9 protein-coding genes are annotated in these 14695 nt (G+C 66.3%); 2 read left to right on the top strand and 7 right to left on the bottom strand.

Annotated features, from left to right (window positions below; all coding sequences use genetic code 11):
* The 6 genes from RBT54_RS08985 to RBT54_RS08960 form a co-directional block, all read right to left on the bottom strand.
* The coding region (locus tag RBT54_RS08985; RefSeq protein ID WP_320366314.1) for a methyl-accepting chemotaxis protein at positions 1-1772 on the bottom strand (1772 nt) is incomplete at its 3' end.
* A gap of 41 nt (positions 1773-1813) precedes the next feature.
* Entirely contained in the window at positions 1814-4045 is a 2232-nt protein-coding gene (locus RBT54_RS08980; RefSeq protein WP_320366312.1) for a chemotaxis protein CheA, read from the bottom strand.
* Positions 4046-4061: 16 nt separating this feature from the next.
* Entirely contained in the window at positions 4062-4379 is a 318-nt protein-coding gene (locus RBT54_RS08975) for an STAS domain-containing protein (RefSeq protein WP_320366310.1), read from the bottom strand.
* An 8-nt stretch (positions 4380-4387) separates the two neighbouring features.
* Positions 4388-5662 (bottom strand): methyl-accepting chemotaxis protein, encoded by a 1275-nt coding sequence (locus RBT54_RS08970; RefSeq protein WP_320366307.1) that lies wholly within the window; start codon positions 5660-5662, stop codon positions 4388-4390.
* Between the two features lie 2 nt (positions 5663-5664).
* Positions 5665-6030 carry a response regulator gene (locus tag RBT54_RS08965; protein ID WP_320366305.1) on the bottom strand — a complete coding sequence of 122 codons (366 nt, stop codon included), beginning with the start codon at positions 6028-6030 and terminating at the stop codon, positions 5665-5667.
* A 259-nt stretch (positions 6031-6289) separates the two neighbouring features.
* Positions 6290-9301, bottom strand: a complete 3012-nt coding sequence (locus RBT54_RS08960) for an EAL domain-containing protein (RefSeq protein WP_320366327.1) — start codon at positions 9299-9301, stop codon at positions 6290-6292.
* Between the two features lie 324 nt (positions 9302-9625).
* On the opposite strand from RBT54_RS08960, the gene leuE reads away from it, so the two are divergent.
* Positions 9626-10297, top strand: coding sequence for a leucine efflux protein LeuE (leuE, locus tag RBT54_RS08955; protein WP_320366325.1), 672 nt, complete (start codon positions 9626-9628; stop codon positions 10295-10297).
* Between the two features lie 130 nt (positions 10298-10427).
* On the top strand, positions 10428-11606 hold the full coding sequence (locus RBT54_RS08950; protein WP_320366303.1) for a GGDEF domain-containing protein: 1179 nt from the start codon (positions 10428-10430) through the stop codon (positions 11604-11606).
* A 33-nt stretch (positions 11607-11639) separates the two neighbouring features.
* Here the strand turns inward: RBT54_RS08950 and RBT54_RS08945 are convergent, their stop codons facing one another.
* Positions 11640-14669, bottom strand: coding sequence for an EAL domain-containing protein (locus tag RBT54_RS08945; protein ID WP_320366301.1), 3030 nt, complete (start codon positions 14667-14669; stop codon positions 11640-11642).
* Positions 14670-14695: the final 26 nt, after the last annotated feature.

The raw sequence follows: 14695 nt of genomic DNA, 5'->3' as shown, positions 1-14695 counted from the left end.
CTCGCGAGCTGGCCGATCTCCTGCGCGGCGACCTGGCTGCGCTCGGCGAGCTTCCTGACCTCGGCCGCCACTACCGCGAAGCCCTTGCCGTGCTCGCCGGCGCGCGCCGCCTCGATGGCGGCGTTCAAGGCGAGCAGGTTGGTCTGGTAGGCGATGTCGTCGATGATGCCGATCTTGCCGGCGATGTTCTTCATCGCCTGGACGGTGGATTTCACCGCCTCGCCGCCTTCGCCCGCCTCGGTCGAGGACTTGCTGGCCATGGCGTCGGTGATCTTGGCGTTCTCGGAGTTCTGGTTGATCGAGGCGCTCATCTGCTCGATCGAGGCCGAGGTCTCCTCGACGCTGGCGGCCTGCTCGGACGAGGACTGGCTCAAGCTCTGCGCGGTGGCCGAGACCTGCCCCGCGGCGTTGGTCAGCGCATCGGCCGCACCGCGCACCTGCTCGATGATCTCGGCGAGCTTGTCCATCGAGTCATTGACCGCGTTCTGCAGCACCTGGAAGTCGCCGGCGTAGTCGTCGGTGATCTTCTGGGTCAGATCGCCCCCGGAGAGCGCCACCATCACGCGCTTGACCTCGTTGATCGGGGCGATGACCGCGTCGAGGGTCGAGTTGACCCCGTCGACGATGCGGCGATAGTCGCCCTGGTGCTTGCTGGCGTCGGCACGGGTGGCGAGGCGGCCTTCGACCGCCGCCTGGGCCAGCATGACCGCATCGGCCACGAGCCCGTTGACCGCGTCGATGGCGGTGTTGAGGTTGTTCTTGAGGGTGTTGAAGTCACCGTTGTAGGTGTCGGTGATCCTGGCCGGGATGGCGCCCTTGGCGATGCGATCGACGTAGTCGGCGGCCACGTTCAGGGGGCCGATGACAGCGTCGAGCGTGTCATTGACGCCCTGCACGATGCGCCCGAAGTCGCCCTGGTGCTTGCTCGCGTCGGCGCGGGTGGAGAGCTTGCCGGCCACCGCGGCGTCGGACAGCATGCTGGCGTCGGCGATCATGCGCTTGACGCTGGACTGAACGTCGGCGACCGCACGCACCACGTCGCCAACCTCATCCCTGGCGTCGGACTTGAGGTCGAAGTTGAAGTCGCCGCCGGCCATCTTCTTGGCCGCTGCGCTCACCTCGCCCACTGGACGGGTGATCGAGCGGGTGATGAAGAATGCAAAGCCGATACCGATCAGCAGCGCAGCGATGGCCAGCCCGATCAGCAGCATCACGGACTGCTCGCCGAGTTCTTCGGCGTGGCGGCCTGTCTCCTGCATCAGCTCGGTCTGGTAAGAGATGAATTTCTTCAGTGCGTCGAGGTACGTCAGGTAAGCCGGGCGATAGGTCGAGGCAAAGATGTTTGTTGCCTGGTCGAAATCGCGCTGCGCAATGAGCGACTCAAACTGTTGTTGCACGTCGACAAAACCTTGCCGGGCCGACTTGATGGCATCCAGTAGCCGCACGCCCTGGTCGCCATACGAGAAGGCCTCGAGCGCCTCGAGGCTCTTCAAGAGTTTGGCGCGTTCATCATTCGTGCCTTGCGTGAAGCTGCGAATGTCGTCATCGCCGCGCATGATCAGCATGTTCCGGTGGAGCAGGCCGATCATGTTGACCGCATCGATCATGTCGTTCGAGGTTGCGACCTTGACGTTCTTGTCGCCGACGATGTCCGTGATTTCGGCCTGCAGATTGCCAAGCCGCAGGCTGCCCATTACCGCAACGATCAAAAGTAGCGCCAGCACGATGGCAAAGCCGATGCCAAGCCGGAGGCCGATTTTCAGGTTCTTCATGATGAACTCCAGGGGAAGACGGGAGAGAGCGTAAAAGGGGGTCAGGTGCGTGCGGGGGCGGGCAGGGTGCGCGTTGGCGGTGTGCCATGGGCGCGCTGTTCCTCGCTGTTCGCGCAGCGCTGGACCAGCGCCTGCACGTCGAGGATCAGCGCAACTTCGCCGCTGCCGAGGATGGTCGAGCCGCCGATGCCCTTGATGTTGCGGAAGATGCTGCCGAGCGGCTTGATCACGGTCTGGAACTCGCCCAGCAACTGATCGACGACGATGCCCGACTTGGTGCCGGCGTACTGGACGACGACCACGTTCTGGCGCGGAGGGGCTTCGCCCGCCATGGCGAAGAGCTGGCGCAGGCGCACCAGGGGCAGGACCTCGCCGCGCAGGTTGACGTAATCGCGTTCGCTCGCGTCCGCTGCCAACTCGATGCACTCGACCACGCTGTCGAGCGGGATCACGTACGCCGCATCGCCGACGCCCACCAGGAAGCCGTCGATGATCGCCAGCGTCAGTGGCAGGCGGATCGCAAAGCGCGAGCCCTGGCCGGGCGTCGAGCTCACATCCACGCTGCCGCGCAGGCCCTGGATGTTGCGGCGCACGACATCCATGCCGACGCCGCGGCCGGAGATGTTGGTGACCTTGTCGGCGGTGGAGAAGCCGGGCTCGAAGATCAGGTTGTAGATCTCGGTGTCGGACAGGGCCTGGCCGGGCTGGGCCAGGCCACGCTCGATCGCCTTGGCGAGGATGCGGTCGCGGTTGAGGCCGGCGCCGTCATCGACGACTTCGATGACGATGCTGCCCGAGTCGTGAAAGGCGTTGAGTTCGAGCCGGCCGCGCGCCGCCTTGCCGCTGGCTTCGCGCACCGCGGGCTGCTCCAGGCCGTGGTCCATGGCGTTGCGCACCAGGTGCATCAGCGGGTCGCCGATCTTCTCGACCATGGACTTGTCGAGCTCGGTCTCGCCGCCGCTGATCGCCAGTTCGATGTCCTTGCCCATCTCGCGCGAGGTGTCGCGCACCACGCGGTTGAAGCGGTTGAAGGTCTCGCCGATCTGCACCATGCGCAGTTGCAGCGCGGCGTCGCGGATGCCTTCGACCAGCCGACCGCTCAGCGAGGCCGCTTCGACCAGCTCGCCCATGCCGCTCTTGCCTGCGAGCAGGCTCACGCTGGCGCCCGCGATGACGAGTTCGCCGACGAGGTCGATCAGGCGGTCGAGCTTGTCGGCCTGGATGCGGATCAGGCGGGACTCGGCGGCCTTCTTCTCGGTGACCTGCTTCTGCTTGGCGACTGCGGCCTCGACCAGTTCCGGCTGCACCATGTTCTGCTCGACGAGGATCTCGCCGATCTGCGGCTTGGACTCGTCACCCGGAGAGGCAGTGTGCGCCGCCTGCTCGTCGCCGGTTGCTGCCAGGCTCTGCATCTGCAGGCCTTCATCGAGCTCGGCCTGGGTCAGCGCGCCCACCCTGACCAGGATCTCGCCCAGGCGCATCGCGTCTTCGGGCAGGGTGTTGATGAGCGCGACGTAGTCCGACAGCCGGCTGTGCGGCGGCAGGATCTGCAGCGTGCATTCGTCGCGCACGAAATCAAAGACGCGCTCGATCGCCGCCTTGTCTGCATTCGACGAGAAGCTGATCTCGAAACCGAGGTAACAGGACTCGGGGTCCATGAGCTCGGCTGCGGGCATGGTGTCGGTCAGCGTCTCCAGGCGCTCGATGCGGCCGATCGAGCCCAAATAGCGCAGGAAGGACAGCGGATCCATGCCATTTCTGAGCACGTCGGGCCCGAAGCGCAGCGAGATGTGCCAGCAGTCGGTTTCGACTGCGCCACCACCACTGCTGTGAACCGGGGGCGGCACGGCTGCCGGCGGGCCCGAGTGGGACACGGCCTGCTCGCCCGACAGCCAGTCGCGCTGCAGGCGCGCGAGCAGGGCCTCGCCGTCGATGGCGAGGTCGTCAGCGGGGCCGGCCGCGCCTGCCTCGAGCACGCCGAGCAGGTGGCCGATATGGTCGGAGCAGGCCAGCAGCAAGGCGATCAGGTCCGAGTTCAGGGTGATCTCGGCGTTGCGCAGCTTGTCGAGTACGTTCTCGACCACGTGCGTGAAGGCAACGATGTAGCCGCATTCGATGACGCCGGCGCCGCCCTTGATGGTGTGCGCGCTGCGGAAGATCGCGTTGAGGGTGTCGTCGTCGCCCGGCTGGTTTTCCAGCTCGAGCAGCGCGGCTTCGAGGGCGGCGAGTTGTTCGCGGCTCTCGGTGACAAATACGGAGGTGATCTCGTCCATGGTCGGGGAGTCCGGATCAGGCCCTGGCGGCCGGAATGAGCAGCGGGTCGCCGAAGGCAGCGGCCATGTTGTAAAAGTCGAGCACTTCGCGGACGGCTTCGCTGTGCGCCACGATCAGGGCTTCCTTGCCGAGGCGGCGCGCTTCGCGCTTGACCAGCACCAGCAACTGGAAACCGGCGGTGTCGATCTCGCTCACCGCGGAGAGGTCGATCTCCAGACGCTCGGTCGCCAGCAGGGCGTCGAGCAGGCGTTGTTTTTGCGCTGCGGCGTTGTAGATCGTCATGTCCTCGGCGATCACGAGCGGCGGGTCGGACTTCTTCTTGCGGGTAGCCATGGTGGAGTTCAGAACAGTTCGATCTTGTTGTTGGGGGCGCCCGCTGCAGCGCCCGACCCGCTGCCGACCGCGGTGGCGTGCGTTGCGCGCTGCTGGTCCATCACGTAGCGGCTGTAGATCTCGTCGAGGTGATGGGCGAGCGGGGTGTAGGTGAAGCCGGGGTTTTCGCTCTGCTCGAGGCGTTCGGCGAGCACGCCGAGGTGTTCATCGAGCCGGGTGAGCGAATCGACCGTGTGCTCGATCTGCTGGCGGGTGACGTCCTGGAACTGCACGCTGGCCAGCGCGTCCATGAACATGGCGGCAAGCTGCTCGCTGCTGCTGCGCACGGTGTCGATGGTGCCGGCCTGGCTGTGCAGCATGTGCTCGTAGCTCTCGCCCAGTTCGGTGAGCTGGCGGGCGAACTGCGACAGCGCAATGCGTTCTTCGTCCGGGGCTGCGCGCTGCAGGCGCTGGTGCAACTGCGACTCGATCGTGCCGGCGACGCCGAGGATGCCCTGGTTGATCGACATCACCGCCTTCTCGGTTTCGGCCGACAGCTTGCGCACCTCGTCGGCTACCACGGCGAAGCCGCGTCCGCTCTCGCCCGCACGCGCGGCTTCGATCGCCGCATTGAGCGCGAGCAGGTTGGTTTGCGCAGCGATGTCCTTGATCAGACCGGTGAGCGAACCGAGCGAGCGCGCCTCATTGACGACCTGGCTGACCCGCGCCTCGTCTTCATGGGCCTGCTGGATGCGGAAGTCGATGTACTCCTGCATGCGCGTGATCAGTTGCTGGTTGTTGGCGATGCGCGCCTCGGAATCGTGCGCGAGCTCGGCCGACTCGTCCGACACGTGGGCGACGAAGCTGTTGAGCTCGCCCACCACGGTGTCGATGGTCTGCAGGCGGCTGGAGATGTCGTAGGCCGCCTGCTCGGTCTGCTGCACCACGCTGTCGAGCTGGCCGCGCAGCACGCCGCTGTAGGCCGGCACGCCACGCAGTTCGGTGGCGACCTCGCGGCAGGTGGCCACCGCCTGCTCGCGGGCATGGCTGCGTTGCTCGAGTTCGGTGTCACGCCCCATGGTCATGTCGCGGAAGAAGGCGAGCGATACCAGGCGGATCGCGATCGAGACTGCCGCCACGATGAGCATGGAGCCCAACGCATCGCCCAGCGGCTGCGGAATGCCCAGCGCCGTCAGGAAGCTTGCGTGGAACCAGTCGTTGAGGAAATACACCGTCAGGCCGACCGCAAATGCGATCGAGACCTGGATGTACAGGGTGCGGCGCAGGAAGGTCCGGGAGTTCATGATCAGCGTATGACCAGCTTGATGGTGTTGAGCAGTTCGTCGGCCGAGGCGGGCTTGACGATCCATCCCGACGCCCCGGCGGCCTTGGCTTCGGCCTTTTTCGACTGCTGCGATTCGGTGGTCAGGAACAGGATGGGCATGAAGCGGTAAGCGGGCAGCTTGCGCACTTCCTTGATGAAGTCGATGCCGTTCATGCCGGGCATGTTGAGGTCGGTGATGAGCAGGTCGACCTTCACGCCGGCCTGGAACTTCTTGAGGGCGTCGAGCGCGCTGGGCGCCTTCTCGACGGCATAGCCCGCCTTGCTGAGGATGCCCGAGATGGACAGCAGGATCGTGGCGGAGTCGTCGACGAGGAAGATTGTCTTCATTGCGTGTTAACCGTTGTCAGTTGGGGCGGTAAGGGCGGACCAAGCCTGCGTAGGAAGGGATTAGATCGGCTCTGTGCGGGCGCACACTTGATCAGGATCTAGTATTGGTGCTGCGCAGCAGCCGATTCGAGGTACAGCGTGATGGGTGTCACAGGTGCGGCGCCCATGCTCATTGGTAACGGCCGAACGGCATCGGAACTTGATGGTGCAGCGCCTCAAATCGGGGACGCATGGCGCGCTCGCGCCAGCGCAACACGGCTCAGGTGCTCGCCCACGCCTCGATCGGCACTGGCTTGCCGAACAGGTAGCCCTGGAACATCTCGCAGCCGCGCATCAGCAGCAGTTCGTGCTGCTCGGGCGTCTCCACGCCCTCGGCCACCACCTCGAGGTCCAGCGAGCGGCTGATCGCCAGGATGGCGCGCACGATCGCCTCGCTGCTGTTGTCCTGCGCCATGTCGCGAACGAAGATCTGGTCGATCTTCAACTGGTCGAAGGGCAGGCGCTTGAGGTAGGACAGCGAGGAATAGCCGGTGCCAAAGTCATCGAGCGCGAACTTGACCCCGAGCGCCTTGATCTGCTGCATCCGATCCACCGTGGTCTCGATGTCGCCAAGCACCACGCTCTCGGTAAGCTCGATCTTCAGCTTGTCGGGCGCGATTGCGTGGCGCTCGACGGCGGCCTCGACCTTGGACACGAAGTCGGGCTGATGGAACTGCTTGGCGCTGACGTTGACCGACAGGCTGTAGTCGCAGGTAAGGCCAGTTTGCTGCCAGGCGTGCAGTTGCGCGCAGGCGGCGTCGAGCACCCAGTCGCCGATCGGCACGATGAGGCCGGTTTCTTCGGCGAGCGGGATGAAGCTGGCGGGCGAGATCATCTTGCCCTGGGTATCGAAGCAGCGAATCAAGGCCTCGGCACCGATGACGCGTCCATCGCGGTTGAGCTGCGGCTGGTAGAAAAGCCTGAAACCGCCCTCGGCGATCGCCGCACGCAGCATGAACTCCAGCTCCGCACGGGCGTCGACCACGGCCTGCATGCTCTCGCTGAAGAAGCGGATCGTGTTGCGCCCCTCCGCCTTGGCCCTGTAGAGCGCGACTTCGGCCTGCTTGAGTACGGCCACGGCGGCGTTGGCCCGCCCCTGGAACAGGGTGATGCCGATGCTGGGTGTGCCGGTGTAATGGCCACTCGGCAGGCCGAGCTCGAAGGGGGCGAGGATGGTGCAGTGCAGCTGCTCGGCGAGCTTCTCGGCATGGGCGATTGCGAGATCGCGATCGTGGCCGAGGGCCTCGACGACGACCGCGAAGTCGTCGTCGCCCAGCCGGGCCACGGTGTCATCCGCACGCAGAGCGGCCCGCAGGCGCCGGGCCACCTCGCGCAGCAGGGTGTCGCCGGTCTCGTGGCCCTGGGTGTCGTTGAGCAGCTTGAAGTGGTCGACGTCGAGCAGAAGCAGCATGCCGTAGGCGCCGCTGCGCTCGCTGGCGAGGATGGACTGTCCGAGCCGGTCCCACATCAGACTGCGGTTGGGTAGCCCGGTGAGGGTGTCGTAGTACGCCAGTTGCTGGATGCGCGCCTCCGCTTCGCGGCGCTCGGTGATGTCGTCCTTGACCGCGACGTAATGCGTTACGGTGCCGTCGGCCTGTTTGATCGGGGCGATGGTCGCCCGCTCGAAATAGGTGCTGCCGTCCTTGCGCGTGTTGTGGAATTCGCCGCGCCAGACCTCACCGCGGGCGAGGGTGGCCCAAAGGTCCTGGTAAGTTGCAGATGGGGTCCTGCCAGCGTTCAGGACGCGCGGATTTTTCCCGATCACCTCTTCGGGCAGGTAGCCGGTGGTGCGTGTGAACGCGTCGTTGGCGTACTCGATGACCGCATCGGTGTTGGTGATGACGATGGTGGTCGGGCTCTGTTCCACCGCCTGGGCGAGCTGGCGCAGGCGCAGCGCGTTCTGCTTTTCCTGGGTGATGTCCTGCCCGATCGAGCGGATCTCGGTACAGCGCCCGTCGCCATCGAACAAGGGCTGATCGAGCCAGCGAATCCAGCACGTGGTCCCATCCGGGTGCTCGATCCGGCGCTCGGTCGTCAACGCCCTGGGGCCGGCCAGCAGCGTGCGCAGGCCCTCGCGTGTTGCCTCCTGCTGGTCGTGTGCGATGAAGTCGATCCAGCGCGTACCGAGTACGGCCGACGCATCCTTGCCCAGCAGTTGGGCGTAGCGCAGGTTGCAGGACAGGAGCGTGGTGTCCGGGAGCCAGACGCAGCTCACTTCGTGGCGGCTGTCGATCAGCGTGTCGAAATGGTGCTCGTTCTGCGCGAGGCGGGCGCGGCTTCTGCTCAGGCTGAGCTGCACGGCCAGTAGCAGTGCGAGGGTGGCGACGGCGATCGCCACCGCCACCAGGGCGGTCCGCTCCCAGAGCGCGAACTGCTCGTCCACGCCCCGCCCGACCACCACGAAGAAAGGGTAATCGTCCAGCGTCTGAAAGCCGAAGATGCGCTCGACGTCCTCGGTGGCGCTGAGCCCACGCACCACGCCCGCACGCTCCCCGGCCCGGACCCTGGCGTAGGGCGCAAGCCGCGGCGCCGGCTGGTTGGTCTGCGTCGGCGCCTCCGGCCAGCGCATCACCAGGCGGCTGTCGTCGCTGCGGCGCACGGCCACCATGCCCTCGCTGCCGGTGGTGGTGCCGGCCAGCAGCGACTTGAATCTCGCCAGGTTGATGGCGATGGCGATGACCCCATCGAACTCGCCTGCGGCGTTCACGATGGACTGGTAGCCGACCACCGCGGGGGCGGATGGGTTCTTGGCGAGCAGGGCGGGGGAGAACAGGGTCGTTTCCGACGGATTGGATCGCGCCTGTTGAAAGTATTCACGATCGGCGAGGTCCCACTTGGGCGGCTCGGTGAAGCCGCTGGCGCGCACTTTTCCCGTGGCATCGGTGATCACGATCGCAAGGACCTCGGGGAACTTGTGGGAGAGCTGGCTGATGTGGCTCTCCAGGAAGTCCGCCCCGCCGCCGGCTGCGCCGCTGGACGCCTGGCGGTCGGCGCCGACATGGTGCTCACGCAAGGTGGTGAGGCTCATGTCGATGCGGTGCAGCGTGCCTTCGAGCTTGGCTGCCAGCAGGCTTGCTTCCTTGCTCACGGCCTCTTCGGCTGCAGTGGCGGTCGATCGATAGGAAAATACCAGGAAGCTGCCCAGCAGCCCGACCACCAGCGCGATCACGACCAGGGCGTGGATCAGAGTGGGGCCGATGCCGTTTCGCAAGGCGGGGCGTGGCACGGTCATCTGATTGGCGGGCAAGCAAGGCTCCGGGTGAATCGAGAGTCGCCGCACGGCGTTTGCCGTGAGCGGGTACTTGCCGACATGGGGGTGTGCGTGCGGGGCTACGCCGGCCAGGCGCGATTATCCGGAAGATGTCCGCACTGTCACTGCAAAATGTCACGGACAGGGGCTGAACCCGGTAAAACCCGGCACGAGGCCGCGCCACCAGGCGCGCAACGGGTCGGCCGCAGGCTGGATGCGGCGGCGGGCTGGAGCGCCGCGCGCGCGCGTGGCAAAGTAGCTGCCTTCCGCCGCGACGAGGCGGCACCACATGGCATGGATCCAGCGATGTTCTACGGCATCACCGACCTCACCACCTTCATCCTCGGCACCGTCTTCATCGTGCTGCTGCCGGGGCCCAATTCGCTCTACGTGATGGCGGCGGCGTCGCGCTGGGGGGTGCGCGCCGGCTACCAGGGCGCGGCCGGCATCTTCGTCGGCGACACCATCCTGATGCTGCTCGCCGTAACCGGCATGGCCTCCATCCTGCGCGCCACGCCCGAGCTGTTCATGATCATCAAGTACGCCGGTGCGGCCTACCTGGCCTGGGTGGGCGTGAGCCTGCTGCGCGGCGCGCTCGCCACCTGGCGGCGCGGGGACGAAACGGCCGAACAGGTGGGCGACGGCCGGCCGGACTTTCCCAAGGTGCGCAGCACGCCGCATCCCTTTCGCACCGCGCTCGTCATCAGCCTGATGAACCCGAAGGCGATCCTGTTCTTCGTGTCCTTCTTCATCCAGTTCGTCGATCCGGGCTACGCCCACCCCGCGCTGTCGTTCGTGATCCTCGGCGTGATCGTGCAGATCTGCAGCGTGCTCTACCTGTCGGTGCTGATCTTCGCCGGCGCGCGGCTGGCCGCCCAGTTCCGCCGCCACCGCCGCGCCGCCGCCGGGGCGACGGCGGGGGTGGGGGGCGTGTTCATCGGCTTCGGTGCCAAGCTGGCGACGGCAACGCTGGGCTGAGCCCTGGAGTGGCTGCGCCGGCGTCGTTGTTGCTCGGGATGCGGTAGATTGCATCGGCCTCGCCGCCCGAGCGCTCGGGTTTACATTGGCGCGGGGGCGTAGGGGCAGGGGAATCGGGGGGATACTCCAATTGCGCCGCAGGGCGCCCGGAGCGCGTGCGGGACATAAACTGAAGATCGAGGGGCGGTGCATGAGCGAATTATTCAAATGGTCACCGGCATTCCTCACCCACCTGCCGGAAGTGGACCGGCAGCACAGGCGGCTGGTCGACCTGATCAACCACCTCGGTAGTCTGCTGACGGACGGCCAGAACGTTTCGCGGTCAGAAATCGACCACGCACGATTGGAGCTCGTCGCGTACAGCAACACCCATTTTCTCGACGAGGAAACGATGTTCACCTCGGTGGGCGTCGATCCGCGTCACGTCGACTTCCATCGTGCGGAGCACCGGACCTTCATCGACGAGCTGCAGGGGCTCGGCGCGAGCGACACGTCAAACCCGGCCGAGCGGGAGCAGACGGTGCGGCGCGAGGTCGGCTATCTCGTCAATTGGCTTGCCTGCCACATCCTCGGCGTCGATCAGGCGATGGCGCGGCAGGTGCGGATGATCGAGCAGGGTGTCAATCAGCGGGAGGCCTTTGAGGCCGACATCGAGCAGCGGCAGAACGAGGTGTCGACCGAGCCCCTGCTTGCAGCGCTCAACGGTCTGCTGGTGACGCTTTCGGAGCGGAACCGGGAGCTGGCCGCTCTCAACAAGACCCTGGAGCAGCGCGTCATCGAGCGCACGACCGAGCTCGAGCGCTTGAACGCGCGCCTGCACATCCTCACCTACCAGGACGAACTCACCGGCCTGCCCAATCGGCGCCATGCCGTGACCGCCCTCGAAGCCCTGTGGCAGGAGGCGCGCAGGGACGGCACCCCACTTTCCGTGCTGCTGCTCGATGCCGACCGTTTCAAGGGCGTGAACGACACCTTCGGCCATGCCGAGGGTGATGCGGTGCTCAAGGCGCTCGGCCAGCGTTTGCGCGATGCGGTGCGCACGAGTGACGTCGTGTGCCGGCTCGGCGGCGACGAATTCCTGGTCATCTGCCCGCGCAGTGACCGCGCCGGCGCGCTCCACGTTGCCGGCAAGATCGTCGCGTCGCGCCGCCCCCACATCAACGCCGCGGGACAGGAATGCTGGAGCGGCGCGGTGAGCGTCGGTGTCGCCGAGGTCGAGCCGGCGATGCGCAGCGCGGAGGACATGCTCGCGGCAGCCGACCGGGCCCTATATGTGGCCAAGCGCAGCGGCGGCGATCGCGTGGGCTGAGCGCCGGCCGATGCGCGCTGCGCTCGCCGGCGATCAGCAGGCGGGCCAGTCCTCGATCGGCACCGGCTTGCCGAACAGATAGCCCTGGAACATCTCGCAGCCGCGGGTGAGCAGCAGCTCGTGCTGGGCGCAGGTTTCCACGCCTTCGGCCACCACCTCGAGCTCCAGCGAGCGGCTCATCGCCAGGATCGCGCGCACGATCGCCTCGCTGCTGTTGTCCAGCGCCATGTCGCGCACGAACATCTGGTCGATCTTCAGCTGGTCGAAGGGCAGGCGCTTGAGATAGGACAGCGAGGAATAGCCGGTGCCAAAGTCATCGAGCGCGAACTTGACCCCCAGGGCCTTGATCTCCTCCATGCGCCCCACCGTGGTCTCGATGTCGCCGAGGACCACGCTTTCGGTGAGCTCGATCTTCAGGCGCTCAGGGGTGATCTGGTGCTGCTTGACCGCCTCTCGCACCTTGTGCACGAAGTCGGGCTGGTGGAACTGCTTGGCGCTGACGTTGATCGACAGGGTGTAGTCGCGGGTGTTCGCGTCCTGCTGCCAGGCGCGCAGTTGTGCGCAGGCCGCGCCAAGCACCCAGTCGCCGATGGGCACGATCAGGCCGGTTTCTTCGGCGAGCGGGATGAAGGTCGCGGGCGAGATCATGTTGCCTGCGCGGTCGAAGCTGCGGATCAGTGCCTCGGCGCCGATGATGCGTCCGCTGCGATCGACCTGGGCCTGGTAGAAGAGGCGGAATCCGTCCTCGGCGATCGCCGTGCGCAGCTTGACCTCGAGTTGCGCGCGGGCGTCGACCACGGACTGCATGGCTGCGCTGAAGAAGCGGATGGCGTTGCGCCCGTCTTCCTTGGCGCGGTAGAGCGCGACCTCGGCTTGCTTGAGCACGCCGTCGACGTCGCTCTCGCGCCCGCGAAACAACGTGATGCCGATGCTTGGGGTGCTGCGGTAGGGGCCGCTCGCCAGCCCGAGGTCGAAGGGCTCGACGAGCGTCCGATAGAGCTGCTCGGCAATGCGTTCGGCGTAGGCAACGGCCACCTTGTGGTCAGGATCGATGGCCTCGATGACCACGGCGAAGTCGTCGCCGCCCAGCCGTGCTGCCGTGTCGTAAGAACGCAGCGCGTCCTGCAGACGGCGCGCGACTTCGCGCAGCAGCGCGTCGCCGGCCTCGTGGCCCTGGGTGTCGTTGATCACCTTGAAGTGGTCGATGTCGACGAGCAGCAGCACCCCGTAGGCGGCGCTGCGCTCGCTGGCCAGGATGGCTTGCTTGAGTCGGTCCCACAGCAGGCTGCGGTTGGCGAGTCCGGTCAGCGCGTCGTGGAAGGCCAGGCGCTGAATGCGGGCCTCGGCCTCGCAGCGCTCGGTGATGTCTTCCTTGATGGCGACGAAATGGCTGATGCTGCCGTCGGACTGCTTGATCGGCGCGATCGTGTCGAGCTCGCGGAAGGTGCTGCCGTCCTTGCGTGCGTTGATGAACTCCCCGCGCCAGATGTCGCCGCGGGCCAGGGTGGACCACAGCGCTTCGTGGGTTGAGTCCGGCGTCTGTCCCGAACTGAGGATGCGCGGGTTCTGGCCGATGACCTCCTCGGGGGCGTAGCCGGTGATGCGGGTGAAGGCTTCATTGGCGTACTCGATGCGGGCCTCGGCATCGGTGATGACGATGCCGTTGGGGCTTTGCTCGACCGCCTGGCCAAGCTGGCGCAGGCGCATTTCGTTCTGCTTGAGCGTGGTGATGTCCTGGCCGATCGACTGGATCGCGGTGCGCTGGCCTTCGTCGTCGAGCACCGGCAGGTTTGTCCACCTCACCCAGTGCAGCGTGCCATCGGCATGGCGCATCTGGTGCTCGATGGTGGTCATTCCCGTACGGCTCAGGATGGTTTCGATATCGATGAGGGACTGGTCGCGGTGTGCGGGGTCCATCCAGTCGATCCAGCGTTTGCCCGCCAGCGCCGCCGGTGTCTGGCCGAACAGTTGGGCATAACGCGCGTTGCACGACACGATGCGCGTGTCCGGTCGCCAGATGCAGGCGGCATCATGCCGGCTGTCGAGCAGGGCGTCGAACTGGTGCTCGCTGCGCGCCAGGCGCGCCTGGCTGTTGCGCAGCCCGGCCTGCATCGCCAGCAGCAGCAGCAGGGTGCCCAGCGCGACCGCCGCCGCGGCGTAGCTGGTTTGCCGCCAGAGGGCGAACTGCTCGTCCACCGAGCGGCCGACGATGACGAAGAACGGGTATTCGTCGAGAGCCTGAAAGGCGAAGATGCGATCGACCCGGTCCGCCGCAGCCAGGTAACGCGCAACGCCTGAACGCTCGCCCGCCTTGATCATCCGGTAGGACGGGATGTCGAGCGCAGGCGAGTTGAATTTGTCCGGGAGCGCGGGCCAGCGCATCACCAGCCGGCTGTCATCGCTGCGGCGCACGGTGACCACACCGCGGCTTCCCGCGTCCAGACCCGACAGCAGGTATTCGAAATAGCCGAGGTTGATCGCGATTGCGATGAGGCCCGCGAAGCTGCCGTCGCGGCTCAGGATGGGCCGATAGCCGATGACCGACGGCAGGTCGTTCAGGATGAGCAGCGTGGGCGAGAACTGCAGGGCATTGACCGGAGCGGCGCGCGCCGCCTTGAAGTAGTCGAGGCCGCCGAGATCCCAGGTCACTGGCTCGTCGAAGCTGGCGACGCGAACCTTGCCGTCCTGGTCGGTGATGAAAATCGAGATGGCCTCGGGAAAATACCGCGCCAGCTTCAGGACCTGCTCCTCGAAGCGCGCGAACGCAGCGCGCCACGTCGCAGAGCCTACGTTCTGGTCCAGGCCGGCTTCGAGGTAGTGCTCGAGCAGGAACGCGGCGCTCATGTCGACCCGGCGCAGCGCGCCCTCGAGCTGTGTGGCGAGTACACGGGCCTCGTTGCCCGATGTCCGGGTCGTGGCCACTTCGGTGGAGCGGTGCGAGAACAGGAGAAAGGCACCGAACAGCCCGAGCACCAGCACAACCAGCACGGTCGCATGAAACACGGGGTGCGCGAACACCCCGTGAGCGCGTTGTGCGGGCTTGTGTTGCTTCTCTGGGGTCAAGCAGGAGGCTCCGATCGACGACGTGT

It is taken from the genome of Thauera sp. (assembly GCF_034003485.1).
Classification (GTDB): domain Bacteria; phylum Pseudomonadota; class Gammaproteobacteria; order Burkholderiales; family Rhodocyclaceae; genus Thauera.
This window is presented reverse-complemented; position numbering and strand designations above follow the sequence as displayed.